Source organism: Bacillus sp. XF8 (assembly GCF_017498755.1).
GTDB lineage: Bacteria > Bacillota > Bacilli > Bacillales > Bacillaceae_G > Bacillus_A > Bacillus_A bingmayongensis.
On record NZ_JAGDQK010000019.1, the window covers coordinates 119035 to 143371 of the forward strand.

At 34.4% G+C, this 24337-nt stretch carries 21 protein-coding genes and 3 other annotated features; of the genes, 14 read left to right on the top strand and 7 right to left on the bottom strand.

Features of this window, described 5'->3' with window-relative positions; translation table 11 throughout:
* The first annotated feature begins 83 nt into the window (after window positions 1–83).
* Complete coding sequence (locus tag J4P91_RS12800) at window positions 84–836, top strand: phosphotransferase family protein (protein WP_207994432.1); 753 nt, start codon at window positions 84–86, stop codon at window positions 834–836.
* A gap of 148 nt (window positions 837–984) precedes the next feature.
* Here J4P91_RS12800 and J4P91_RS12805 read toward each other — a convergent pair whose 3' ends face one another.
* Window positions 985–1365, bottom strand: a complete 381-nt coding sequence (locus tag J4P91_RS12805) for a VOC family protein (RefSeq protein WP_207994433.1) — start codon at window positions 1363–1365, stop codon at window positions 985–987.
* Window positions 1366–1677: 312 nt separating this feature from the next.
* On the opposite strand from J4P91_RS12805, the gene J4P91_RS12810 reads away from it, so the two are divergent.
* Together J4P91_RS12810 and J4P91_RS12815 are read left to right on the top strand one after the other, a co-directional pair.
* Window positions 1678–2169, top strand: coding sequence for a nitroreductase (locus J4P91_RS12810; protein ID WP_207994434.1), 492 nt, complete (start codon window positions 1678–1680; stop codon window positions 2167–2169).
* A gap of 39 nt (window positions 2170–2208) precedes the next feature.
* On the top strand, window positions 2209–2775 hold the full coding sequence (locus J4P91_RS12815) for a GNAT family N-acetyltransferase (protein ID WP_207994435.1): 567 nt from the start codon (window positions 2209–2211) through the stop codon (window positions 2773–2775).
* A 167-nt stretch (window positions 2776–2942) separates the two neighbouring features.
* On the opposite strand, the gene J4P91_RS12820 is transcribed toward J4P91_RS12815, so the two are convergent.
* From J4P91_RS12820 to J4P91_RS12830, 3 genes are read right to left on the bottom strand one after another with little or no spacing between them, the layout of a single operon-like run.
* Complete coding sequence (locus J4P91_RS12820; RefSeq protein ID WP_207994436.1) at window positions 2943–3404, bottom strand: VOC family protein; 462 nt, start codon at window positions 3402–3404, stop codon at window positions 2943–2945.
* Window positions 3401–3883, bottom strand: a complete 483-nt coding sequence (locus tag J4P91_RS12825; protein WP_207994496.1) for a GNAT family N-acetyltransferase — start codon at window positions 3881–3883, stop codon at window positions 3401–3403. Before J4P91_RS12825 ends, J4P91_RS12820 begins: the two co-directional genes overlap by 4 nt.
* Before the next feature lie 40 nt (window positions 3884–3923).
* Entirely contained in the window at window positions 3924–4343 is a 420-nt protein-coding gene (locus tag J4P91_RS12830) for an SgcJ/EcaC family oxidoreductase (RefSeq protein WP_207994437.1), read from the bottom strand.
* Between the two features lie 227 nt (window positions 4344–4570).
* Here J4P91_RS12830 and J4P91_RS12835 point away from each other — a divergent pair, with 227 nt between their 5' ends.
* Together J4P91_RS12835 and J4P91_RS12840 are read left to right on the top strand one after the other, a co-directional pair.
* Window positions 4571–5107, top strand: coding sequence for a GNAT family N-acetyltransferase (locus J4P91_RS12835; RefSeq protein WP_207994438.1), 537 nt, complete (start codon window positions 4571–4573; stop codon window positions 5105–5107).
* Window positions 5108–5127: 20 nt separating this feature from the next.
* Window positions 5128–5652, top strand: a complete 525-nt coding sequence (locus J4P91_RS12840; RefSeq protein WP_207994497.1) for a cysteine hydrolase family protein — start codon at window positions 5128–5130, stop codon at window positions 5650–5652.
* A gap of 131 nt (window positions 5653–5783) precedes the next feature.
* Here the strand turns inward: J4P91_RS12840 and J4P91_RS12845 are convergent, their stop codons facing one another.
* Entirely contained in the window at window positions 5784–6221 is a 438-nt protein-coding gene (locus tag J4P91_RS12845) for a YndM family protein (RefSeq protein ID WP_207994439.1), read from the bottom strand.
* Window positions 6222–6407: 186 nt separating this feature from the next.
* On the opposite strand from J4P91_RS12845, the gene J4P91_RS12850 reads away from it, so the two are divergent.
* The 6 genes from J4P91_RS12850 to aroA all read left to right on the top strand — a co-directional run bounded on the left by J4P91_RS12850 (window position 6408) and on the right by aroA (window position 16758).
* A complete protein-coding gene (locus tag J4P91_RS12850) occupies window positions 6408–9896 on the top strand; it encodes a DUF4020 domain-containing protein (protein ID WP_207994440.1) in 3489 nt (1162 codons plus the stop codon).
* Window positions 9897–10017: 121 nt separating this feature from the next.
* Window positions 10018–10250, top strand: a binding site (T-box leader).
* A gap of 55 nt (window positions 10251–10305) precedes the next feature.
* Window positions 10306–10539 (top strand) — a binding site (T-box leader).
* A 139-nt stretch (window positions 10540–10678) separates the two neighbouring features.
* Window positions 10679–11755, top strand: a complete 1077-nt coding sequence (locus J4P91_RS12855) for a bifunctional 3-deoxy-7-phosphoheptulonate synthase/chorismate mutase (protein ID WP_017151923.1) — start codon at window positions 10679–10681, stop codon at window positions 11753–11755.
* 9 nt (window positions 11756–11764) lie between these two features.
* Window positions 11765–12000 (top strand) — a binding site (T-box leader).
* Window positions 12001–12053: 53 nt separating this feature from the next.
* Entirely contained in the window at window positions 12054–13226 is a 1173-nt protein-coding gene (gene aroC / locus J4P91_RS12860; RefSeq protein WP_207994441.1) for a chorismate synthase, read from the top strand.
* Window positions 13227–13241: 15 nt separating this feature from the next.
* Complete coding sequence (hisC, locus tag J4P91_RS12865; RefSeq protein ID WP_207994442.1) at window positions 13242–14342, top strand: histidinol-phosphate transaminase; 1101 nt, start codon at window positions 13242–13244, stop codon at window positions 14340–14342.
* Window positions 14335–15435, top strand: a complete 1101-nt coding sequence (tyrA, locus tag J4P91_RS12870) for a prephenate dehydrogenase (RefSeq protein ID WP_207994443.1) — start codon at window positions 14335–14337, stop codon at window positions 15433–15435. The genes hisC and tyrA overlap by 8 nt, the downstream gene beginning before the upstream one ends.
* Window positions 15436–15453: 18 nt before the next feature.
* Window positions 15454–16758, top strand: coding sequence for a 3-phosphoshikimate 1-carboxyvinyltransferase (gene aroA / locus J4P91_RS12875; RefSeq protein WP_207994444.1), 1305 nt, complete (start codon window positions 15454–15456; stop codon window positions 16756–16758).
* 50 nt (window positions 16759–16808) lie between these two features.
* Here aroA and J4P91_RS12880 read toward each other — a convergent pair whose 3' ends face one another.
* A complete protein-coding gene (locus J4P91_RS12880; RefSeq protein WP_243763832.1) occupies window positions 16809–17216 on the bottom strand; it encodes a hypothetical protein in 408 nt (135 codons plus the stop codon).
* Window positions 17217–17682: 466 nt separating this feature from the next.
* On the opposite strand from J4P91_RS12880, the gene J4P91_RS12885 reads away from it, so the two are divergent.
* The 3 genes from J4P91_RS12885 to ltaS all read left to right on the top strand — a co-directional run bounded on the left by J4P91_RS12885 (window position 17683) and on the right by ltaS (window position 23015).
* A complete protein-coding gene (locus J4P91_RS12885; RefSeq protein ID WP_207994446.1) occupies window positions 17683–18855 on the top strand; it encodes a GNAT family N-acetyltransferase in 1173 nt (390 codons plus the stop codon).
* A gap of 160 nt (window positions 18856–19015) precedes the next feature.
* Window positions 19016–20641 carry an ABC-F family ATP-binding cassette domain-containing protein gene (locus J4P91_RS12890; protein WP_017151930.1) on the top strand — a complete coding sequence of 542 codons (1626 nt, stop codon included), beginning with the start codon at window positions 19016–19018 and terminating at the stop codon, window positions 20639–20641.
* 409 nt (window positions 20642–21050) lie between these two features.
* Window positions 21051–23015 (top strand): lipoteichoic acid synthase, encoded by a 1965-nt coding sequence (ltaS, locus tag J4P91_RS12895; protein ID WP_207994447.1) that lies wholly within the window; start codon window positions 21051–21053, stop codon window positions 23013–23015.
* Between the two features lie 307 nt (window positions 23016–23322).
* Here the strand turns inward: ltaS and J4P91_RS12900 are convergent, their stop codons facing one another.
* On the bottom strand, window positions 23323–24150 hold the full coding sequence (locus tag J4P91_RS12900; RefSeq protein WP_207994448.1) for a peptidoglycan-N-acetylglucosamine deacetylase: 828 nt from the start codon (window positions 24148–24150) through the stop codon (window positions 23323–23325).
* Between the last annotated feature and the right edge of the window lie 187 nt (window positions 24151–24337).

The window sequence follows — 24337 nt, forward strand, 5'->3', positions numbered from 1 at the left end:
GGAAGGGTTTCATTATAATTACATCGAATTTATTAGGCGAAATGTAGGACATTATTGTAATTTATCTTAAGGAGAGGGAATACATGAACCTAGGTGATCCAATAGCTATAGGGAATACGGCAGAAATATATCTTTATGATAATAAAATTATAAAAGTATTTAAAGAGCATTTTCCAAATACAGAATCTTTATATGAAGCAAAAAAACAAGAATATGCTTATTCATGTGGACTTTACGTTCCAAATGTATTAGAAGTGACCGAAATAAAGGGTAGGCAAGCAATAATAATGGAATATGCAAAAGGAAAAACAATAGGTGATCTCTTAACTCATAACATGGAACGAGCGGAACATTATATAAGTATTTGCGTTAATGTACAACAAAAGGTGCATGCTGTTGTTGTTGATTCAGATTTACTTGAACGGATGTCAGAAAAGCTACATCGACAAATTGAATCGGTACAGAATCTAGATGAGAAACAAAAGGGTAAATTGTTAAGAAAATTGGATTCAATGGTATTTGAACCTAGGTTATGTCATGGAGATTTTCACCCATTTAATTTAATCATGAATAATGATAACGTGAAAATTATTGATTGGGTTGATGCTAGCTCGGGAGACATACGTGCAGATGTATATCGAACATATTTATTGTATGCCCAGTCTTCAGTCGAATTGGCTGAAATGTATTTAGGTTTATATTGCAAAAATGCTGATTTATCAAGGGATGAAGTTTTGGATTGGGCTCCTATAATTGCTGGGGCAAGATTGTCAGAAAAGGTATCTCCAGAAAACAGAGAACATCTAAAAAAGTTAGTAGACTGGTATTGTAATTAAGGAAATGATAGAACCAGCATTTCTGTAATGATCAAAATTTTAAACGCGACAGTATTAGATAGTAAAACCGTTCAAAATTTTTGAACGGCTTTTTTGGTGTTATTGTACTTCGTAATTAAAATATCAAATAATAAATAACTGTATTTTGCTAGATAGTTATCTCAATATGATTCCCTTCTGGATCACTTATTACGCTCTCATAATAGCCATCTCCAGTGAAACGTGGTCCATTTAATACAGGATATCCAGCTTCTTTTAATGTTTTTGTTAGTTGATTCACATTTTCTTCGCTACCAACAGAAAAAGCGATATGGGCGTATCCAATTAGGTTAGAACTAGGTTTGTCTTCTATTCCGTTCTGTCGCATAATTTCAAGACGTGCTCCAGATTCAAAGGTAATAAAATAAGATTCAAATTGTTTAGTTTTATTATGATATAAAGAATTTGCCTCTCCATTAAAGTACTGTGTATAGAAAGTACGCATGGCCTCTAAATCATTTACCCAAATGGCTATATGTTCAATTTTCATTATTTTCACCAGTCCTATTCTTACGTCAATTTATATAAATTTAGCCAAATATTTATGAGCTAAAAATCAGCGAAGTTGAAAAACAACGATTAGAGTTTCACTTTATGAAGTTTGAAATGATATGTCAAGAAATAAGAGTGGATGCTGTAAGAAAGTGATTTTAGCTATAGAAATGGGAAAATTATTTCGTTTTTTTATCAAATATTTATGTTAATTTTCTGATGTAGGAATACATAGGATTTTTAATAGAATGAGTTTTTGCATAAAAATTTAATGTTTTATGGTAATTACGAGTAAGGAGGGAGATAATTTATGGGTCAATATGAACAAATGTTGCTCGTTGGAATAATCATGTCTATTATACTATCGATTATGATTTTAGGATCATTATATTATAATCCTCGTTTATGGTTAAGTGATTATCCTAAAGATATTCAAAAAGCTGTTTTGCCAAAAACAATCGATGAAAAAAGACAAACTTTATACTTTGGAATTGTATATAATGTAATTCTTTTCGGAACACCATTGATTTCAACTTTTTTACTAAATCAACATGAAAAATTATTGTTTATAGATGCTTTTTTGCATTCTTTTGGAATTTTAATGATTTTTAACTTAGTTGATTTATTCATTATAGATTGGCTTATATTTTGCTGGATTACTCCGAGATTTGTTGTTATTCCTAGTACAGAAGGAATGAAGGGGTATAAAAATTATAAGATGCATCTAAGAGGGGCTATGATTGGTACGCCTTTCCTCATGATTGTTAGTTTATTCATTGCAGGAATTGCTATAAATATTTAGTACGTGGAATATATTATATTTTACTTAGAGGAGATAAGGATGGACATTTTAATTAGGAAACTAGAATTAGAAGATTTGAATGAATTTCCTGAAATTGATGATAGTTTTACGGTTGATTCTAAGCTAGTTCTTTCATTAGGAGCGAAGAATCAACGAATAGAATACACAGTACGAGAAATACCAAGCTATGAGAAAAATTATTCAGAAGATATATATAAAGAGGATCAAGAGGATGATCTAGATTATAGTGAATATGTTAATAATCCAGATAAAATAATTTTTTTGGCGTTTATGGATCACCAAATGATTGGAATGATTATATTAAAGAGGAACTGGAACAGTTTTGCTTACGTGGAAGATATAAAAGTGGATAAGCAGTATAGACAGCTTGGAGTTGGCAAAAGATTAATTGAGCTAGCAAAGCATTGGGCGCAAGCTTGTAAAATGCCAGGAATCATGCTGGAGACACAGAGCAATAACGTTAGAGCATGCAAGTTTTATGAGAGTTGTGGATTTGTTATAGGAGGCTTTGATTTTCTTGTATATAAAGGCAGTAATGAACAAAGTGATGAAGTTGCAATTTACTGGTATTTAAAATTTAAATAGTAACGAGTAAAAGAAGAGTAACTTTAAAAAATGTAAAGGTGCTCTTCTTTTTATTAAGGGTCTATTAAAATTTATTATTGATTTTTAATAAAAATTTAAAGGAAACCCAATCTATATAGGTTTCCCTATTCTTCGTTAAACTAACACCTCTTTAGTTGAATAGGGTGCTAATTTAATTCATTTAATTGTTCCCATTCACTTAAATACATACGCTTTGTAATATTTTTAGGATTTTCAAGTTTACATATAAATTCTAAACTGTTCCCATCAGGGTCATTAAAATGGATTTTGGCATGAGCAATGCCACTATGTGCTATAACAAATGGTTCAACTGGTTTAAATTCAAATGCTTCTCTAGGTTCAAAGCCTTTTTCATTCAACCAAGCAACTGAATTTTTTAACCCTTCTAAAGAAACTTGAAAAGCTATGTGTCTTATTGAAGGGTGATATTCAAGTTCTACTTTGTCTGTTTCCCATAATCCCAACCAGCTTTTATTTTTTTCAATCCATAAAAATACTACCTTATCTTCATGGCGATGGGAAAATTCCAAACCAAGTCCTTTGTAACATTCAATCGAACGCTTTAAATCGCTAATTGGTAAATGTGCTTCATATAATCCTATTATCATTTATAATCCCTCTTTAAAATTAAGGAATATGTCAATTCACCGTATGTGAAAATGTTATCATCAGTAAATCCAATTTTTTTGTAGAACTTGTGACCCGAATCATTTTCAGGATGTACAGTTAAGTGAATACGATGGCAAGTCGGGTGAGCATCCTTGATATGCTTAATTAATAATTTTATTGCTGCGGCTCCAAATCCTTTTCTTTGATATCCTTTGTCGATAAAAAAATGAAACAGCCAAAAGTCCTTTTGACAATCCGGTTCGTAGTGCAAATTAAAGAAACCAACCATTTTCTCGTTATGATAAACTCCAAAAGGTTCAATCATTCTATCATCCGGCCTAATATATGCTTTAGCAAGTGCAATAGCAACAGGTGGTGTAACTTCAGAAACAAACTTTTGTTGTTCAATATTTACAGAAAGATTAAGGGCTTCCCGCCAGTTTTTAGAAGTTATTCTTTTCAGATTTACGTGAGATATGAGTCGTCACCTCCAGTTTAAACAGGGGATATGGGAAGAGCTATTGAACAAGCGTATTTTGCCCAGCAGCAATTTTCCATGTTTCTTTTTCTTTGACCATCACATAAATAGCAAGACTGCCTTGCCCATCCTTTATTATTTCTCCTTCAAAGGTTGTTGGATATTGTCTAATATGTGCGATAGCTACGTCGGAACGTATAAATTTAATGCTTTCAACTGTATAACAAGCGTATGAATCACGAAGAGGTCCTGGTAAAAGAACTTTATGCGCTTCATGGATTTGCTTCCAACCTGAAAGCCGCTTGCCAAGCACATTGACCCATGTGGCATTTAAAGTAAAGTGGCGATCTAATTCATTTGCATCATGTGCATTAAATGCACTTTCCATTTCGGTGATTGTTTGTCGGATTTCATTTATTTCTTCTTGTTGGTGTTCTTTTGAATCATAACCTTTAGACATATTTATTCCTCCAATGTTGGTTTGATATCTATAGATTACTAAATTGAAGATTCTGTAACATCCAGCAATAGTAGCATTTTTGGGAAGTGAAACTTATACGAAGGTATGATAGCAATACGGCTTTATATACATATATTTAAATTTTTCTAATCATATGCACTAGCTAATAAGAGGAGTAAATTCAAGGAGTCTAGAATATTATAATGTTATGTATAGAGAGGTGAAATATGTTATTTCAAAAAGGAAGTTTATCGATTAGATATGTCATAGAAGATGATGTGAATACCATCTCAAAATGGTTAACAAATTCAGAAGTTTTACAGTATTACGAAGGCAGAGATAATCCGCAATCTCCAGAAAAAGTTCGCACTAACTTTGTTCATAGTCCAAAAGGGAAAGAAAAAAGATGTATAGTGGAGTATACTGAAGAACCGATTGGTTACATACAAATTTACCCGATAGATTCAGAATGGAAAAAGCTATATGGATATAGAAAAAATCAGAATATATGGGGCATGGACCAATTTATTGGTGAACCAATATATTGGAATAGAGGAATCGGTACAGAGCTCGTACAAGCTGCGATCACATATATCACCGATGAGTTAGGGGCAGAAGCAATTACGATGGATCCAAGAGTAAGTAACGAACGTGCAGTTCATTGTTATGAAAAATGTGGATTCCAAAAGGTGAAAATTTTAAAAGAACATGAGCTTCATGAAGGAGAATTAGAAGATTGCTGGATGATGGAGTTTAAAAAATAAGGGATGGGGAGCGATGTATGATGAAAAAAGCATTGTTAGTAATAGATGTTCAAGAAGGTATGTATACAGCAAATGGGCCAGTGCATAATGGGCAGGAATTATTAGAAAACTTACAAGAGATAATTCAAAAATGCCGCTTGCATGAGATTCCTGTTATATATGTACAGCATAATGGACCAAAAGGACACCCATTAGAAAAAGGAAAACCGGAATGGAATATTCATTCTGCCATTGCACCGAAAGAAGATGATATTATTATCGAAAAGGAAACACCAGATTCTTTCTATAAAACAGATCTTCGTAAAGTATTACAAGATAAGGAAATTGAACATGTAATTATGTCAGGAATGCAAACCGAATACTGCGTTGATACAACGACTCGTAGAGCTTTTAGTGAAGGGTACAAAGTAACTTTAATTAGCGATGCACATAGTACGTTTGACTCGGAACGATTGCGTGCGGAAGAAATTGTTAAGCACCATAATGCAGTACTGGGTGCATTTGCTGATGTTGTGGATTTCAAAAATATAAAGATAGAAGTATAAGATCGAATTGAAAAGTAGTAGTGACAACAGGTGGCGGAATGGTTCCACAATCTGTTTTGGAGCAATACTATTTAAAGAATAGTTAATGTAGAAAAAGGATGTCATTATACAGGTAATGACATCCTTCTTTTTTATTTTTTCTTTTCTTTATCTATGATGTTTTGTTCTTCAGCAAATTCAGTTCCATATGCGAATCGGCCATTCATATTAATTCTTTCACCTTTATGCCTTTCATGCGTATGAGAAAAACGATGGACAAATACTTCAGATAATGTAAAGACAATAGCGGATAGAATACTACCCCATGCGATCTGCATATAATTGTCCAATAAAATATTACCGAAAATCCACACACTTAAATATGTTAACAAAAAGTCAGCCATAATAGCAGCGGAATTGCCGATGCGGTTCAAAAGGATTTTATCAACAAACATATAAGAAACGATTGTTACAAACAGGCTAAAAGAAATAACATCAACAATTGTTGCATCGAAAAACAAATCCAGTCCAATAGCAAAAGCAATGATACACGATATAAATTTGATCAGCACAATTGTAAAATTGCTCAAAATGCACACCTCCTGTTTTTACATAGTTTTGGTATAAAACGAGAAGTTCATACATTTCTTATGGAAGTACATGAATGTAAATAAATTTTTTCATGTCAAACCTCTTGTCGAAATATTAAAAAAATAAATAAAAAATGTTATAGTAAAATGAGAGTGTATGACATTTTTAGGTAAGGGGGGATCCAAATGTGGATTACTTCAGAAGTAGAAATTCCAGATGAACTATTTGATAACCTTGAACAAGGAAGGCTTGTATTATTTGTCGGAGCAGGAGTTTCTATGAAAGGGAAATCAAACTTACCAAATTTCGATGATTTAGTTGATGAAATTGCGGAAGCTTTATATGTTGAAAAGCGTGAAAATACGGAACCACATGATTATTATCTTGGAAAAGTTGCGAAGACGAAAGATGTACATCAAGTTGCACAAGATCTTGTTGATGTGAAAAATTCGAAACCGAATCCATTACACTATGCAATTCCACGGCTTTTTTCAGATGATATTGATGTTCGCATCGTTACTACAAATTTTGATCAGCATTTTACAAGTGTAATTCGGGAAATGAATCGAGATATCAATATATATTATGCACCAGCACTTCCAACAGGTAGAGCGTTTAAAGGTTTAGCATATATACATGGCAATGTAGAACAAGAAAAAGAAAATTTAATATTAACGGATGGCGATTTTGGAAGGGCTTACTTAACAGAGGGATGGGCAAGAAGATTTTTAGTTGATTTATTTTCAAATTATACGGTGTTATTCATCGGATATAGTCATAATGATCCTGTCATGAAATATTTAGCAACGGGTTTACCGCCGAGTACAAGACGTTATGCATTTGTTGCACAAGGAGATAATACATATCATTGGGAGCATTTAGGAGTGAGGCCGATTGTTTATCCAAATAAGGCAAACAATCATCAAGCACTTGTTAAAGCAGTGAAGCGCTGGGCTGAATTAATGGGAGATAATTATATTACAAAAAGAATGCGGATTCGTGATATCGTGACAGTCCCGCCATCAGTTGAACAAGAGCAATTATCATATATAAAGCAATCAGTAAAAAAAATTGAAACACTTCGGTATTTTATAGAATTTGCTCGCGATTACGAGTGGGTAGAATGGTTAGAGGCAGAAGGGAAACTCCAAAATTTATTTTTGCTTTCCGCTATCAATAATGAAGAGGATGAATTGTTGGCTGAGTGGCTCGTCAAACAATTTCTTTTTAGTCATCAAAAAGAATTATTTCAGCTTATTTATAAAAATCACTCGAAAGTTTCTCCTTTGTTATGGCGAACCATTTGTACGTATTTAAACGAAACAAAAGAGCCAATTGAACCGCTATTATTCGCAAAATGGACATTACTTTTATTAGAAACAGCAGAAAAAAATAGCAGCTCTATAGAATTGGTTTCATATTTGTTACATAAATGTTCCTTTCCTGAACATAAAGAAATTTTCGTATTATTGTTGGCGTTTATTTTGGATGGGAAAATTAAATTAAAACGTGTCAGAAGATGGGAACACGATATGCGAGATTCAATTGAATTAGAGGAGACAAGTCGTTTACCAGTTCCCGTATATTCGTTTGTACAAAGAATTTGGGATGAAAGAATGAAGCCGCATATCGCGTATTTTGCCGATCCAATAATGGTCATGGGGTTAGAGAAAATCCAAATGTTATTTTTAAGACAGGCTGCACTGCAGAAAAAAGACGGTGTGACATATAATACAGTCGAATTTTCCGACCATGATTTACAGCCAAAAGATTTTACATTTTTAATTCGTATTGTAAAAGAATGTCTCACTTATTTATGTGAAAATAATAAGAGAAAGGCAAACTATTATATCGCTCAAATGATCGAAACAGATAGTATATTACAAAAGCGAATTGCGATAGCTGCGATGAGTAAAAATTCATTTGTAACTGACGATGAAAAAATCAAATGGCTGTTAGAACAAAAGTTACTCTTACATGTTACATATAGACATGAAGTATTTAAATTTTTAAAGAAGCATTATCTATTTGCTTCGGAGCAAAGAAAGCAAGAGGTGTTACAAAAGGTTATGAAACACCTTGTTAATGAGAGAGCTTTTGATGCTTGTCTTGTTATGGATTTGCTTTATACATGTGATCCAAATAGTAATTGTACAGTACAAGTATATAAAAAAATGAAACAAAAGCACCCTCATTTTTCCCCAGAACGTTACGGTGAAAAGCCAGTAGAGGATGCCGTGCAAAGTATTACATGTAACGTAACGGCCGATGGGCTATTACAGTTGAAAGACCATGAAATGATGAAACAGGTAAGGCTCTTTTCTCATGATGGTATTTTTGAACAACGTCATTTTTTAGAAATGTTATCAAAAGCATGTAAATTGAATACAGAATGGAGTATTTCGCTTGCATATCAATTAGTAGGGGAAGATAAGGTAAGCAATGAAGTATGGTTTGTGTGTATTAGGGCATGGAGAAATAATCGTAAGCTTACAAATCAACAAATACAAAAAATCATTCCGCTCTTGCAACAATTTGTAAGAAATACGTCTTTCCATTGGTTAATTAGCAGTTTTCTTTATGAAATCAGCAATCGATTAGAAGAATTTCAAGAGGATAGTATACGTGTTGTGAAGCGCTTTGCCTTTTCTTTATTTCCTCAAGTAATGAAAAGTGATCCGAATTTCAAGATAGAAGAGCATGATTTTTATAATGAGTCTATTCAACACCCTATTGGAAAGATGACATCAGTATTATTAAAGCTACTAGCATATGACCACTTATACGACCGAAATATTCACGAATACTTGTTTTTATTTGAAGAACAAATGAGAGTATTTTCACAGAGTACAAATGTCATGTTTGCACGATTAACTGCAGATATAACATTTTTATATCATATTGAGAAACAATGGTGTAGAAAAAATCTGTTACCATATCTCGATTTAAAAAAACAAGAAAAAGCAATAAAATATGCATGGGCAGGACTTTGCTATACACAAATAAATTTACCGTTATTTACAGAGATAAGGCGATATATTAAATATGCAGTCGAACATTTATATTTGTTGCATCCACATACAAAAGAAGTATTTTTAAAGTGGCTCAGCTTTGTATTTATTAAATGTGTATTATATTGGAATCAGCGAGCAGATTGGTTATATCCACTTTTTATACAGGAAACAGAAAATGAAAAAATTAAGTTTATGGAACATTTATGTTATTATGTGAAAACATTAAGTGCGAGAGAACAACATAAATTTTGGACAGCTTGGTTAGCTGGATTTTTAATTGAACGTCCAAAAATGAGTTCTATAACTGGTAGGGAATATGTCATGTTTTTACGTTTTGTATTATGTATGGATGAAGTTGCAGAAAAAGGGTTACAAACAATTCTTAGTCATTTCTCGTCACCATCAGTATGTTACGATCAAGCAGAAATGAAACAACTACTTTTGGATATCTTGGAAAAGAAAAAGAACATACAATATCATGTAGAAGCCTATGGCGAGTTGTTTTTTTCGTTATTACAACACCTGCATGAGGCAAATTCTTTTGAAAGTGAAATCATTGAGATTAAACAATTACTAACAGAGTACCAGGTAGAAAATGACTTACTAATATCTATTCAAAACGAAATGATTCGTATTGGGATTGTAATCGCAAATGGATAAGGATAATTATAGGGAAAGAGTGGATTTTTTAAAAATAAAATAAAAAGGTGTTGACAGTATTTAAAAAAGCATTCTATAATACGAATCATAACTTATTCAATTTCAAAAACATTTGAATAAACAAAGTGCAATGAAGGGATCACAGTAGTGAGGATCTTACTGTAACAGAGAGCTGATGGTTGGTGTGAATCAGTACAGGGATAATCATGAATTACAGTCTTGGAGCATCTTTTTCGTAGTAAAGATATATGTTCTTTATGAAGGAAAAGCGGTCAAATGATCGTTAACAGTGAAGAGAGGTAGACGAAATAAGTTTACAACTAGGGTGGTACCGCGATAAATATCGTCCCTACTGATTGGATCAGTAGGGACTTTTTGTATTTTTGTGGTCCAACTTGAAAATGGAATATTACATGCGATGAAAGGAAAAGGAGTAGTAGTTGTTTCCCTGTAACAGAGAGCTGGTGGTTGGTGTGAACCAGTACAAAGACAAGTGCGAATTACAGTCCTGGAGCATCTTTTTCGTAGTAAAGATAATAGTCTTTATGAAGGGAAAGACGGTCAAATGATCGTTAACAGTGAAGAGAGGTAGACGAAATAAGTCTGCAACTAGGGTGGTACCGCGATAAATATCGTCCCTACTGAGTAGATCAGTAGGGATTTTTTGTACACAGAAAAGGCGGTAACGATCCCATAATAAGTTTGTATAACTCATTGATTCAGAAAATAGGGAATTTTTATTCTCTTACTATACTTTTAAAACATTAGAGGAGGACTTTAAAATGGCAAATCATGAATTAGAACAATTACGTAAACAGGTGGATAAAATCAATTTACAGTTACTAGAACTATTAAATGAAAGAGGTAAAATTGTTCAAAAGATTGGAGAACAAAAACAAGTGCAAGGTACGAAACGTTTTGACCCAGTTCGTGAGCGCGAAGTACTGGATATGATCGCGGAACATAATGAAGGACCATTCGAAACTTCAACAGTTCAGCACATTTTCAAAACGATTTTCAAAGCGAGCTTAGAATTGCAAGAAGATGACAACCGTAAAGCATTACTTGTTTCACGTAAAAAGAAAAAAGAAAATACAATCGTTGATGTAAAAGGTGAATTATTAGGAAATGGAACGCAAACATTCATCATGGGTCCATGTGCGGTAGAAAGCCTAGAGCAAGTTCGCCAAGTTGGGCAAGCGATGAAAGAACAAGGATTAAAATTAATGCGCGGCGGTGCTTTCAAACCGAGAACATCACCATACGATTTCCAAGGATTAGGGGTTGAAGGCTTACAAATTTTACGTCAAGTAGCTGATGAATTCGACTTAGCGATTATCAGTGAAATCTTAAATCCAAACGATGTAGAAATGGCCCTTGATTACGTTGATGTCATTCAAGTTGGGGCACGAAACATGCAAAACTTCGATTTATTAAGAGCTGTAGGTAAAGTAAATAAACCTGTATTATTAAAACGTGGTTTAGCAGCGACAATTGACGAGTTCATCAATGCAGCTGAATACATCATCGCGCAAGGAAATGATCAAATTATACTATGTGAGCGCGGTATCCGCACATACGAAAGAGCGACGCGTAATACATTAGATATTTCAGCCGTACCAATTTTAAAGAAAGAAACACATTTACCAGTTGTTGTGGACGTAACACATTCTACAGGGCGCAGAGATTTATTATTGCCAACTGCAAAAGCAGCACTAGCAATCGGAGCAGACGCAGTCATGGCAGAAGTACATCCGGACCCAGCAGTTGCATTATCTGATTCTGCACAGCAAATGGATATTCCGGAGTTCCATAAATTCATGGAAGAGTTAAAAGGATTCAAAAATAAATTATCTTAATTTCATATTAAATATGCGTAGAAAGGGAAACAGTAGTGCTTATCTCCCTGTTTATAGAGAGCTGATGGATGGTGAGAATCAGTACAAAGATAAGCATGAATTACAGCCCTAGAGCATCTTTTTCGTAGTAAAGATAATAGTCTTTATGAAGGGAAAGACGGTCTCATAGATCGTTAAAAATGATAAGAGGTAGACGAAAAATAGTCTACAATTAGGGTGGTACCGCGATAATAATCGTCCCTACTGAGCGCTCAGTAGGGACTTTTTTGTACAAAAAAATAATAAAGGGGTAAGAGAAATGAGATATATTACAGCCGGAGAATCACATGGTCCGCAGTTAACTGTTATTTTGGAAGGTGTACCTGCAGGACTATCGTTACAAGCAGAACATATTAATAAGGAATTACTAAGAAGACAAAAAGGGCATGGTCGCGGGAGACGCATGCAAATTGAAACAGATACAGTAGAAATTGTAAGTGGTGTGCGCCACGGAATGACACTTGGTTCACCAATTACATTAATCGTAAAAAATGATGATTTTAAACATTGGACGAAAGTAATGGGAGCTGAACCGATTTCGGAGCAAGAAAGTAAAGAAATGAAACGCACGATTACAAAACCACGTCCAGGACATGCAGATTTAAACGGTGCAATTAAATATGGTCACCGTGATATACGAAATGTTTTAGAACGTTCTTCTGCACGGGAGACAACTGTAAGAGTAGCTGCTGGCGCGGTTGCAAAACAAATTTTAAAAGAATTAGGTGTACAAATTGCAGGGCATGTTCTTGAAATTGGCGGGATAAAAGCAAATCGTGTAGGCCAATTGCCAATAGAAGAGATCCAAACAATTACAGAAAATTCACCTGTTCGTTGTCTAGATAAAGAAGTAGAGCAAAAAATGATGGATGCAATTGATACTGCGAAAAGCAGTGGAGATTCAATTGGTGGAATTGTAGAAGTAATGGCAGAAGGGATGCCAATCGGCGTTGGGAGTTATGTACATTATGACCGAAAATTAGATGCAAAACTTGCAGGAGCAATTATGAGTATTAATGCTTTTAAAGGCGCTGAAATTGGAATTGGGTTTGAGGCGGCAAGGCAGCCTGGAAGTTCGGTACATGATGAAATCATATGGGATGAAGGAAAAGGATATGCAAGAAAAACAAATAACGCAGGTGGATTAGAAGGTGGTATGACAACAGGAATGCCAATTGTTGTAAGAGGTGTTATGAAGCCAATTCCTACATTATATAAACCACTTGCAAGTGTAGATATTGATACGAAAGAAGCATTCCAAGCAAGTATTGAACGATCTGATAGCTGTGCAGTTCCAGCAGCAAGTGTTGTTGCAGAGGCTGTTGTTGCATGGGAGCTTGCTGATGCATTAGTTGAACAATTCGGAAAAGATCGCATGGAATTAATCGAACAAAATATTATGCAGCATAACAAGTATGCAAAAGAATTTTAAAAAGGATGGATACAGATGAAGGTAAAAGAGCAATTATCATCATTACAGCCATATAAACCCGGTAAATCAGCACAGCAAATGAAAGAAGTATATGGCGATCATTCATTTGTAAAATTAGCATCAAATGAAAATCCATTTGGTTGTTCACCGCGCGTTATGGAAGAATTACAAAAAGCGTGGCATGAACATGCCTTATATCCTGATGGAGGAGCTGTAGAACTTCGCCAATCAATTGCAGAAAAACTACAAGTTCAAAAGGATCAAATTATATGTGGAAGTGGACTCGATGAAGTCATTCAAATTATAAGCCGTACAGTGCTTTGCGTAGGCGATAATATTGTAACAGCAGGAGAAACTTTCCCGCAATATCGTCATCATGCAGTGATTGAAGGTTGCGAAGTGAAAGAAATTCCACTGCAAAATGGATCATACAACTTAGAGGAAATTGCAGCAGCAATAGATGAAAAAACAAAAATTGTTTGGATTTGTAATCCGAATAATCCGACGGGCACATATATTGATGAGCGAAGATTAAATGAATTTATAAATAGAGTGCATGACAGTGCGCTAATTGTAATCGATGAAGCGTACTATGAATATGTCACGGCGAAAGACTTTCCAGAAACAATACCGTTATTGAGAAACCATAAAAACCTTCTTATATTACGAACATTTTCTAAAGCATATGGTTTAGCATCATTTCGCGTAGGATATGCAGTTGGGCAGGAAGAATTGATTGAGAAATTAAATGTTGTTCGTTTGCCATTTAATGTTTCTTCACTTGCGCAAAGAGCAGCAACAATCGCTTGTCATGATGCAGAATTCATAAAGGAAGTAGTTCATGTGAATCGAGAAGGATTAGAGCGATATGAAAGCTTTTGTAACGAGAATAAGATACCGTTTTATTCTTCTCAAACAAACTTTATCTTTTTGCCAGTAGATGATGCACAAGAGATTTATGATAAATGTGCACATGCAGGCTTTATTATTCGTCCGTTTCCGAACGGTGTTCGCATTACAATTGGGACGAGTGAACAGAATGAGGGAGTGATTTCAGTGTTAAAACAGCACTTTATAAATAGAAAAAATAAGTTTCGAGATGAGACAAATGTGTAAAAAAGTTTTATTAATTGGTACAGGGTTAATTGGTGGTTCTCTCGCATTAGCGATTAGAAGAGAACATGAAGTGATGATTACTGGCTATGATATTCATAGTGAACAAGTGGAGCGTGCGAAAGAACTTCACGTAATTGATGAAATTGCAAGAGATTTACAAACTGCTTGTGAGGAGGCAGAATTAATCATTTTTGCTTCCCCAGTTGAAGAAACAACAAAGTTACTGCGTCAGCTTTCATTATATGACTTACGTGAAGATGTAATTGTTACAGATGTAGGAAGTACAAAAGGGAAAATCATGAATGAAGCAGAAGCTTTATTACCAGAAGGAATCTCTTTCATTGGGGGTCATCCGATGGCAGGTTCGCACAAAACCGGAGTTGAAAGTGCAAAAGCACACTTGTTTGAAAATGCATTTTACATTTTAACACCATTGAGTTATGTGGCAAATCATCGAGTGGAACAACTAAAAGAATGGTTAAGAGGAACAGGTTCTCATTTTCTTGTATTGAATACGGAAGAACATGATTATGTAACAGGAATTGTAAGTCATTTTCCGCATTTAATTGCCGCGGGCCTAGTGAAACAAGTTGAAAAGCATGCAGGGGATAATCCACTCATTCATCAACTTGCTGCTGGTGGATTCAAAGATATTACACGGATTGCATCAAGTAGTCCTAAAATGTGGAGTGATATTGTAAAACAAAATCGAAATCATTTATTACAGCTACTAGAAGAGTGGATATTAGAAATGAAAGAGTTACACAAAACGGTTGCTAATGGCGATGCGGATGAGCTGCAGAACTATTTTGCAAACGCCAAAGAATACCGTGATTCTTTACCAGTTCGTAAAAGCGGAGCAATTCCAGCTTATCATGACTTATATGTCGACGTTTTAGATAAAGTAGGGGCATTGGCTCATATTACGAGTATTTTAGCTCATAAAGAAATTAGTATTACAAATCTGCAAATTATAGAAGCACGTGAAGGATTACTTGGTGTGCTTCGCATTAGTTTCCAAAGAGAAGAGGATCGTCAAAAAGCAACGGTCGCACTACAAAAAGAAGAATTTCAAACATATGAAACAATGTAATAAGGAGGGGGCTGAAAGATGAAAGAACAAGTTATACAAACTGTAAAAAACGGATTAAAAGGTACTATTACAATCCCTGGAGATAAATCTATCTCACACCGTGCCGTTATGTTTGGAGCAATTGCGCAAGGGAAAACAACAATTAAAGGTTTTCTGCCTGGTGCAGATTGTTTAAGTACAATTTCTTGTTTTAGAGAAATGGGAGTAGAAATTTCACAAAATAGTGATGAGGTAGTTGTCATTGGAAAAGGATTAGAAGGGTTACAAGAACCTAAAAATATTTTAGATGTTGGTAATTCAGGTACAACGATTCGGTTAATGTCTGGGATACTTGCAAATACGCCTTTCCATTCCTGTATCCAAGGGGATTCGTCAATTGGAAAAAGACCAATGAAACGTGTAACGAATCCGCTTGGGCTTATGGGAGCAAAAATTGACGGTAGAGAAGAAGGAACATTTACGCCACTTACAATACGAGGTGGAAATTTAAAAGCAATCGACTATACTTCACCTGTAGCAAGCGCACAAGTAAAATCAGCAATTTTACTTGCAGGACTGACCGCAGAAGGTGTAACAACTGTTACAGAACCTCAAATTTCACGAGATCATACAGAAAGGATGCTTGAGGCATTTGGGGTTACGGTAACACGTGAGGGAAAAACAGTGAAGATTGCGGGTGGACAAAAATTAGTAGGGACTGATATACAAGTACCTGGTGATGTTTCTTCAGCAGCATTTTTCTTAGCCGCAGGAGCCATTGTCCCAAATAGTAAACTTGTACTACAAAATGTTGGAATGAATCCAACTCGTACAGGAATTATCGATGTTCTTACTAAAATGGGTGCTAAATTAGAAATACATCCTATTCATAATGATGCGTCAGAACCAGCTGCGAATATTACGATTGAAACGTCCTCACTTAAAGGAATTGAAATTGGTGGAGATATAATACCAAGACTTATTGATGAAATTCCAATCATTGCGCTTGCAGCAACACAAGCAGAAGGAATTACGGTTATTAAGGATGCACATGAATTGAAAGTAAAAGAAACAAACCGAATCGATACAGTTGTAGCAGAATTAACAAAGCTGGGAGCACATATCGAAGCAACGGATGATGGAATGGTTATTTACGGTAAGTCTTCGTTAAAGGGGAATAAAGTAAATAGTCATGGTGATCACCGAATCGGTATGATGCTTGCGATTGCGGGCTCTATAGCTGAGGGTAAAACAGCACTCGAAGATGCAGAGGCTGTTGGAGTTTCGTATCCTACATTCTTTCAGGAACTGAGCAAACTACAAACAGAATTGGAAAAGGCATAAAGTAAAACGTCTATAACAATAGTAAGGACATTTGTTATAGACGTTTTTGATTAAGTTGCCGGAGATGGAAATCTCGCTCCTTCAAAACGTGTAATGCTATTAAGTAAATTGATTGTACCAGCTACATTAGATATAAAAAACACCTCAACAATATCCTCGCATTTTAACTCAGTTATAGTAGAAACGGATATGATATTTTTTATCTCGATATTTGCTCCAAAGAAATCATTATCAGCAGCCACCTCATGACCATTTACTTGAATACTTATTCTTCCTCTGTAGGCCTCATTGAAATTACTAGGTGCGAAAAGAACACTTGCAGTCAATGAATAAACACCTTTTGTTTCAGGAATGAACATAGATGCAGCGGAGTTAAATTCATTTGCTAAATCAAATTGGATATTAGGGTATAAAACTTTAACTGTAGTATTGGCAGGTACTCGTTGAAGTGTAGACATGTTGATGGCTCTAAACGCTGATGGCCTTGTAGACTCGGAATTTTCTCCTCTAAGACTTCTATTTCTGCTTCGAGAAAGGAAGTCTCTAGTTGCATTCAATCTATTTAATTTATCGTAATAAGAGCTCATAAGTATTTTTCTTCCTTTCTTTAATTATCCTGCTATTTGCGGGCAGTAAGACGCCCACCTCAAGATTCAGAGAGTAACAAGGAAGAGAGGTGGGGGATCAAATGTCCGTAAAGGTTTGATTGATGAGGTTTAATAATCAGTGGGAGATGACGAAAACCCTACTGATTAAAGTTTTATTTTTATATGGTATACAGGGGACATGATAAAAGTGATTAGTAGGTACAGCTTTTTGTTTTATATCAAAATATTTATATATTCCATCGACCTTTCTAATTTTTTTGATAGGATTTTATCTGTATGAGTACGAATGTAATAAAGGGAATAGGAGGAGATATTTATGAAAGTAGTTGAATTAGCAAAGCACCAATATAGAGAAGCGATTGCCTTATCTGAATATGCCTTTCAATATAAAGTGCCAGAAGATCAAATTGAAAAGCGCCTTACACTAATGAAAGAACACCACCAATTGTTTGGAATTTTGGAAGGGGATCAACTCGCAGCGAAATTGCATCTTCTTCCTCTAGAAATAAATATTGGTGATGAAATTTTTAAAATGGGTGGAATTGCAGGGGTAGCGACATACCCAGAGTATAGACGGAGTGGACATGTAAAAGAACTACTAAAGCATGTGCTACAAAAAATGAAACAAGATGGATTTAGCGTATCTATGTTACATCCATTTGCAGTTTCATTTTACAGAAAGTATGGATGGGAACTATTTGCAAACCGTTTAATCTGTTCAATGACGAAGAATGATTTAGTGATGCAAAACCACGTAAAAGGGAATATAAGACGTTTTAACAAAGATAATCATCCAAATGAAATTGAGGCAATATATGAAACGTTTGCGAAACGTTTTGCGGGGATGCTAATCCGAAGTAAAGATTGGTGGATTCATGCACTTTATCATGATTTAACAGTAGCTGTTTATTATAATGAAGAAAATGAAGCTACTGGTTATATGTTTTACAAAATAAATGATTCAAAAATGACAGTAGAAGAATTTGTTCCGCTAAATAACGAAGCTAGAAATGGACTTTGGAATTTTATTTGTCAACATGACTCCATGATAAAAGAACTTAAGATGATACTAAGTGAAACAGAGCCATTACTTTATACTTTACAAGAGCCTCGGGTAAAGGTTGAAGTTACTCCCTATTTTATGGCTCGAATTGTAGACGTGAAGCAGTTTTTAAATCAATATTCATTGGTTTGGAGTAACCAACAAAATGAAATCATTTTACATATTTCTGATTCATTTGCACCATGGAATAATGTGACGGTTCAATTACAGAACAAAGAAATAGTAATTATGAATAAAGAAGAAACAGAAAAACAAAACAGTGGAGGAATTCATTTAAATATAAATGATTTATCAGCAATGGTATTCGGATATAAGCGCCCGCTAGAGCTATACGAAATTGGCACTCTTTCAGGAACAGAGGAAGAAGTAAAAGAGCTTGAACATTTGATACCATTACATAGGCCATTTCTTTATGATTTCTTTTAAGTGCTTTTATTTTGTTGAAATATAGCTTGATTATTTTGGGGATTAGAATAGAAATTTTCGGTTGTTGAAATAGAAAGATGATTAGATATACCTTTAGATGGCTAAATATGTTATAGTAAGTGAAGTATGCATATAAAAGTATCAAAATTGGAGGAACCACATGATTACAGTTAGTAACGTAGGATTGCGCTTTGCGGACAGAAAATTATTTGAAGATGTTAACATAAAATTCACACCAGGTAACTGCTACGGTTTAATCGGAGCAAACGGTGCTGGTAAATCAACATTTCTAAAGATTTTATCTGGAGAAATTGACCCATCAACAGGCGATGTACATATTACGCCGGGTGAGCGTTTAGCAGTATTAAAACAGAACCACTTCGAATATGAAGAGTTTCCTGTATTAGAAACAGTAATTATGGGTCACACACGTCTTTACAAAGTAATGCAAGAAAAAAATGCGATTTACATGAAAGAGGATTTCAGTGATGAAGACGGTATGCGCGCGGCAGAACTTGAAGGTGAGTTTGCTGAGCTAAACGGTTGGGAAGCTGAATCTGAAGCTGCAATCCTTTTAAAAGGATTAGGCATTGGAGAAGATCTTCATGATAAAAAGATGTCTGAGTTAACAGGGGCAGAGAAAGTAAAAGTATTACTTGCTCAAGCATTATTCGGTCAACCTGACATTCTATTATTAGATGAGCCTACCAACCACTTAGACTTAAAAGCGATTCAATGGTTAGAGAACTTCTTAATGAACTTTGAAAATACTGTTATCGTTGTATCCCATGACCGTCACTTCTTAAATAAAGTATGTACGCACATGGCGGATCTTGATTTCGGTAAAATTCAATTATATGTTGGTAACTATGACTTCTGGTATGAATCAAGCCAATTAGCACTAAAACTAACACAAGATGCAAATAAGAAAAAAGAAGAGAAAGTAAAAGAGTTGCAAAACTTCATCGCACGTTTTAGTTCAAACGCATCTAAAGCGAAGCAAGCGACTTCTCGTAAAAAATTATTAGATAAAATTACATTAGATGATATTAAACCATCATCACGCCGTTATCCATTCGTCGGCTTCACACCAGAGCGTGAGGTAGGGAATGATTTATTAACTGTTGAAGGTCTTTCAAAAACGATTGATGGAGAAAAGGTATTAGATAATGTGTACTTTACTTTAAATAAAGGTGATAAAGTTGCATTTATCGGGCGTAATGATATTGCGATGACAACATTATTTAAAATTCTTATGGGTGAAATGGAGCCAGATAGTGGTTCATTTAAGTGGGGCGTTACAACATCTCAAGCTTACTTCCCAAGAGACAACTCTAAGTACTTCGAGAACAGTGAATATAACTTAGTTGAATGGTTACGTCAGTTCTCCCCACAAGATGAAACAGAAAGCTTCTTACGTGGTTTCTTAGGTCGTATGCTCTTCTCAGGTGAAGAAGTAAAGAAAAATGTTTCTGTATTGTCAGGTGGAGAAAAAGTTCGTTGTATGCTTTCTAAAATGATGTTAAGCGGAGCAAACGTATTAACACTTGATGATCCAACGAACCACTTAGACCTTGAGTCTATTACAGCATTAAATAACGGTTTAATCGCATTTAAAGGAACATTGCTATTTACATCTCATGACCATCAGTTCGTACAAACAATTGCAAACCGTATTATCGAAGTTACGCCAAATGGTGTAATCGATAAAGAAGCAACATACGATGAGTTCTTAGAAAATGAAGAACTTCAAAAACAAGTAGATGCAATGTATCAAGGAAAATAATATATTTGATAAACCCCTTGCTCTAGGATTGAAGAGCAAGGGGTTTATTTTTTGTAAATATTCAATTGTAGGTACTATTTTGTTAACATGAATAAATTAGTAACAACAAATCCAATTGGTAATTTTGGAAATAAGAATGTTTGCGAAGTAGAGTATAAAGGTTTATAGTAATTGTGTCTTGTTACACGGAGGGTTAACGGTGAAAAATGTTACAAATGTATTTCATTAAATATATATCTAGGTCAACATATCTCATAAGAAATAGTTGAATAAATAAAAGCTTCAACTTATAATTACTAATATTCTTCACATGGTTAAAGAGTTTAGAAGGCTATTTGGAGAAGACATATTGAAAAAGAGAGAAAGACTTATAAAAAATAAGCCTTGGATGATTAAAAGAGGTGGAGAGATGAAACAATTATTGTTAAAGAGCAGACGTGTTTTAAGTAATCATTTTGGTTTTTTCATATTTGCGGTTGTGTTATTCTGGTTGAAAACATATGCAGCATATGTGACAGAATTTAACTTGGGAATATCGAATACAATCCAAAAGTTCTTGCTATTTTTCAACCCGTTAAGCTCAGCTGTCCTATTTTTAGGACTTGCATTATTTGCAAAAGGAAAACGATCTTATATTTGGCTAATTATTATTAATTTGTTAATGACAGCTCTGTTATACGCAAACGTAGTGTATTACCGCTTTTTTAGCGATTTTATTACGTTCCCGACATTAACACAAACAAATAACTTTGGAGATTTAGGTGGAAGTATTTTTGCATTATTACAACCGTATGACCCACTGTATTTCTTAGATACAATTATTTTACTTGCGTTAGTAATAACAAAGGTTGCTAATCCAAAACCAATTCGTGTTGCAAAATATAAATTGTCCCTTGTATTTATCTCAGCAATTTTAATTTTCAGTGTTAATTTAGGTTTAGCGGAATCTGATCGTCCTGAATTACTGACAAGAACATTTGACAGAAACTACATTGTAAAATATTTAGGCGCATACAACTATACAATTTATGATGGTATTCAAAGCATGAAAGCAACAACAGAACGAGCGTTAGCTGATGGAGATAGTATGACAGGTGTTCGAAACTATATCACATCAAACTATGCAAGCCCAAACCCAGATTATTTTGGTAAGGGAAAAGGTATGAACGTCATCTACATTCACTTAGAATCGTTCCAAAATTTCTTGATTGATTACAAATTGAATGGGCAAGAAGTTACACCATTTTTAAATTCATTCACGAAAGATGCGAACACGTTGTATTTTGATAATTTCTTCCATCAAACTGGACAAGGTAAAACATCTGATGCGGAGTTTATGTTAGAAAACTCAATGTTTGGATTACCACAAGGTTCTGTATTTACAACGAAATCTCATAATACGTATCAAGCGGCACCAGCTATTTTAGGGCAACAAGGGTACACATCTGCAGTATTCCACGGAAACTATAAAACATTCTGGAATCGCGATGATGTTTATAAATCATTTGGTTTTAATAAATTCTTTGATGCGACATATTATGATATGAATGATAATGATGTTGTAAACTATGGCTTGAAAGATAAACCGTTCTTTAATGAATCAATTCCATTGTTACAAACATTAAAGCAACCGTTCTATGCGAAATTTATTACGTTATCAAATCATTTCCCTTATCCAATCGATAAGCAAGAAGCAACGATTGAACCAGCAAAAACAGGTGATTCATCTGTAGATACGTATTTCCAAACAGCACGTTATTTAGATGAAGCTGTAAAAAGTTTTATGGATTACTTGAAACAGTCTGGTTTATATGATAACTCTATTATTGTTATGTATGGAGATCATTACGGTATTTCAGATAACCATAATGCCGCAATGTCACAAATAATGGGTAAAGAAATGAATTCATTTGAAAATGCACAATTGCAACGCGTACCATTAATTATTCGCGTACCAGGTATGCAGGGGGGAGTTCAGCATCAATATGGTGGAGAAATTGATGTACTTCCAACGTTACTACATTTACTAGGTACGGATACAAAGAATTATATCCAATTTGGTACGGATTTATTATCGCCAGAGCATAAACAAGTTGTTGCATTCCGTAACGGTAACTACGTAAGTCCGGCCGTTACTGCACTGAACGGAAAGTATTATGATACAAATACAGGAAAACCAGTAGAAATGACGGATGAGATTAAACAAAATGAACAAATGGTTGAGCAGAAACTTAAATTTTCTGATCAAGTAGTAAATGGAGATTTATTACGATTCTATACACCGGAAGGATTTACACCAGTAGATCGTTCGAAATATAATTATAATCATCTTGATAAAAATAAAACGAAAGTAAAAACTACGCAAGAAGGTTAAACGAATAAATTAACGTTAGTCTCCTTATAAGGATAAATATCCTTGTGAGGAGACTTTTTTATTTTGGAAACATACAGTAATTTCACATACCGTATTGATAGAGTATAATAAATGTATCAAAAGAGTACAATTATTGCACAATGCAGGAACAAAAATTTGGACTTAATTTTATGGGTGAAACAAGATACTATATTAGTAGAAAGTGATTGAAACAATCTAATTGCAAAATTAATAACCTCTATTTTCTAAACGGATAAAAAGAAAAAAAAGACTTGATTTTCCTATCACAGAAATCAAGTCTTTTCTATTACATACGCTTATCGTGCCAGAAGTTTAATGGGAAATGTTCATCTTCTTGATAACTTTCCAGTTCATAACCTTTTTCTTTTAGACCTTTAATGATCCCAGGGACTGCTTTTACTGATTGTGGGTGAATATCGTGCATTAACACGACTTCTGTCGGATTTGTAGCACCAGCAAGAACATTTTGGACAATTTGTGCTGAGGCAGCATCGACTGGCATTTTATTATATTTCCAGTCTAAAGAGTCAATTGTCCAGTCCCAAACTTTCAAGCCATTTTCAACAACTTTATTGCGGAGCGCTTCATTTAATCCTGGCATTGATCCGTAAGATGGACGAGTTAATATAGGTGATTTTCCGATAACCCCAGCGATTAAGCTTTGATCTTCTTTCATTTCATCTACATAATGTCCCTCTGTATAAAGCTTTTTGTAGTTATGTGTCATGCTGTGCATGCCAACATAATGTCCTTCATCAAATTCACGTTTTACAAGATCAGGAAATGCTTTAACATTTGCTCCAATAAGGAAAAATGTAGCTTTCGCATCTTCTTTTTTTAGCATTTCTAGAAGCTCAGCAGTGTATTTACCAGGACCATCATCAAATGTTAAGTAAGCGACTTTTCTAACTTGCCCGTTATATTGCTTTGGAGCTTCTTTTGGGGTTAGAGCAGTTTGAATTTCACTTACAAGTTGAACGGATTTTGTTTCATCTTCCGTACTTGCTAAAGCAATATTAGTTGATCCATAAACAGCTTCGTATAAAAATAATACCCCGACGCAAATCAACAATGCTCTCTTTACTAAGGTTGTCATCCTAATTCTATTGTGCATAATTCTCCTTCTCTCTATAATAGTTCTACTCTACTATATTAGCAATTTTAGGTAGGTAAATGCAAAAAAAGATTGTTACAAGTACAAAAATTTGTAAAAAAGATGTAAGATTTTGTTGTTTTTACTGCGAGAATTATTCTTGTTTAGCAGGTTTTTTAAAATAAAAAAAGAAATGGATAATAACAAT

Bases quoted from the DNA above. Each gene is read 5' to 3' on its own strand.
- hisC (WP_207994442.1), top strand. From the start codon at position 13,242: ATGAAGGTAAAAGAGCAATTATCATCATTACAGCCATATAAACCCGGT.
- J4P91_RS12810 (WP_207994434.1), top strand. From the start codon at position 1,678: ATGGGTCAATATGAACAAATGTTGCTCGTTGGAATAATCATGTCTATT.
- J4P91_RS12885 (WP_207994446.1), top strand. From the start codon at position 17,683: ATGAAAGTAGTTGAATTAGCAAAGCACCAATATAGAGAAGCGATTGCC.
- J4P91_RS12850 (WP_207994440.1), top strand. From the start codon at position 6,408: ATGTGGATTACTTCAGAAGTAGAAATTCCAGATGAACTATTTGATAAC.
- aroA (WP_207994444.1), top strand. From the start codon at position 15,454: ATGAAAGAACAAGTTATACAAACTGTAAAAAACGGATTAAAAGGTACT.
- J4P91_RS12830 (WP_207994437.1), bottom strand. From the start codon at position 4,343: ATGTCTAAAGGTTATGATTCAAAAGAACACCAACAAGAAGAAATAAAT.
- J4P91_RS12835 (WP_207994438.1), top strand. From the start codon at position 4,571: ATGTTATTTCAAAAAGGAAGTTTATCGATTAGATATGTCATAGAAGAT.
- ltaS (WP_207994447.1), top strand. From the start codon at position 21,051: ATGAAACAATTATTGTTAAAGAGCAGACGTGTTTTAAGTAATCATTTT.
- J4P91_RS12900 (WP_207994448.1), bottom strand. From the start codon at position 24,150: ATGCACAATAGAATTAGGATGACAACCTTAGTAAAGAGAGCATTGTTG.
- J4P91_RS12820 (WP_207994436.1), bottom strand. From the start codon at position 3,404: ATGATAATAGGATTATATGAAGCACATTTACCAATTAGCGATTTAAAG.
- J4P91_RS12880 (WP_243763832.1), bottom strand. From the start codon at position 17,216: ATGTCTACACTTCAACGAGTACCTGCCAATACTACAGTTAAAGTTTTA.
- J4P91_RS12800 (WP_207994432.1), top strand. From the start codon at position 84: ATGAACCTAGGTGATCCAATAGCTATAGGGAATACGGCAGAAATATAT.
- J4P91_RS12855 (WP_017151923.1), top strand. From the start codon at position 10,679: ATGGCAAATCATGAATTAGAACAATTACGTAAACAGGTGGATAAAATC.
- J4P91_RS12840 (WP_207994497.1), top strand. From the start codon at position 5,128: ATGAAAAAAGCATTGTTAGTAATAGATGTTCAAGAAGGTATGTATACA.
- aroC (WP_207994441.1), top strand. From the start codon at position 12,054: ATGAGATATATTACAGCCGGAGAATCACATGGTCCGCAGTTAACTGTT.
- tyrA (WP_207994443.1), top strand. From the start codon at position 14,335: ATGTGTAAAAAAGTTTTATTAATTGGTACAGGGTTAATTGGTGGTTCT.
- J4P91_RS12805 (WP_207994433.1), bottom strand. From the start codon at position 1,365: ATGAAAATTGAACATATAGCCATTTGGGTAAATGATTTAGAGGCCATG.
- J4P91_RS12815 (WP_207994435.1), top strand. From the start codon at position 2,209: ATGGACATTTTAATTAGGAAACTAGAATTAGAAGATTTGAATGAATTT.
- J4P91_RS12890 (WP_017151930.1), top strand. From the start codon at position 19,016: ATGATTACAGTTAGTAACGTAGGATTGCGCTTTGCGGACAGAAAATTA.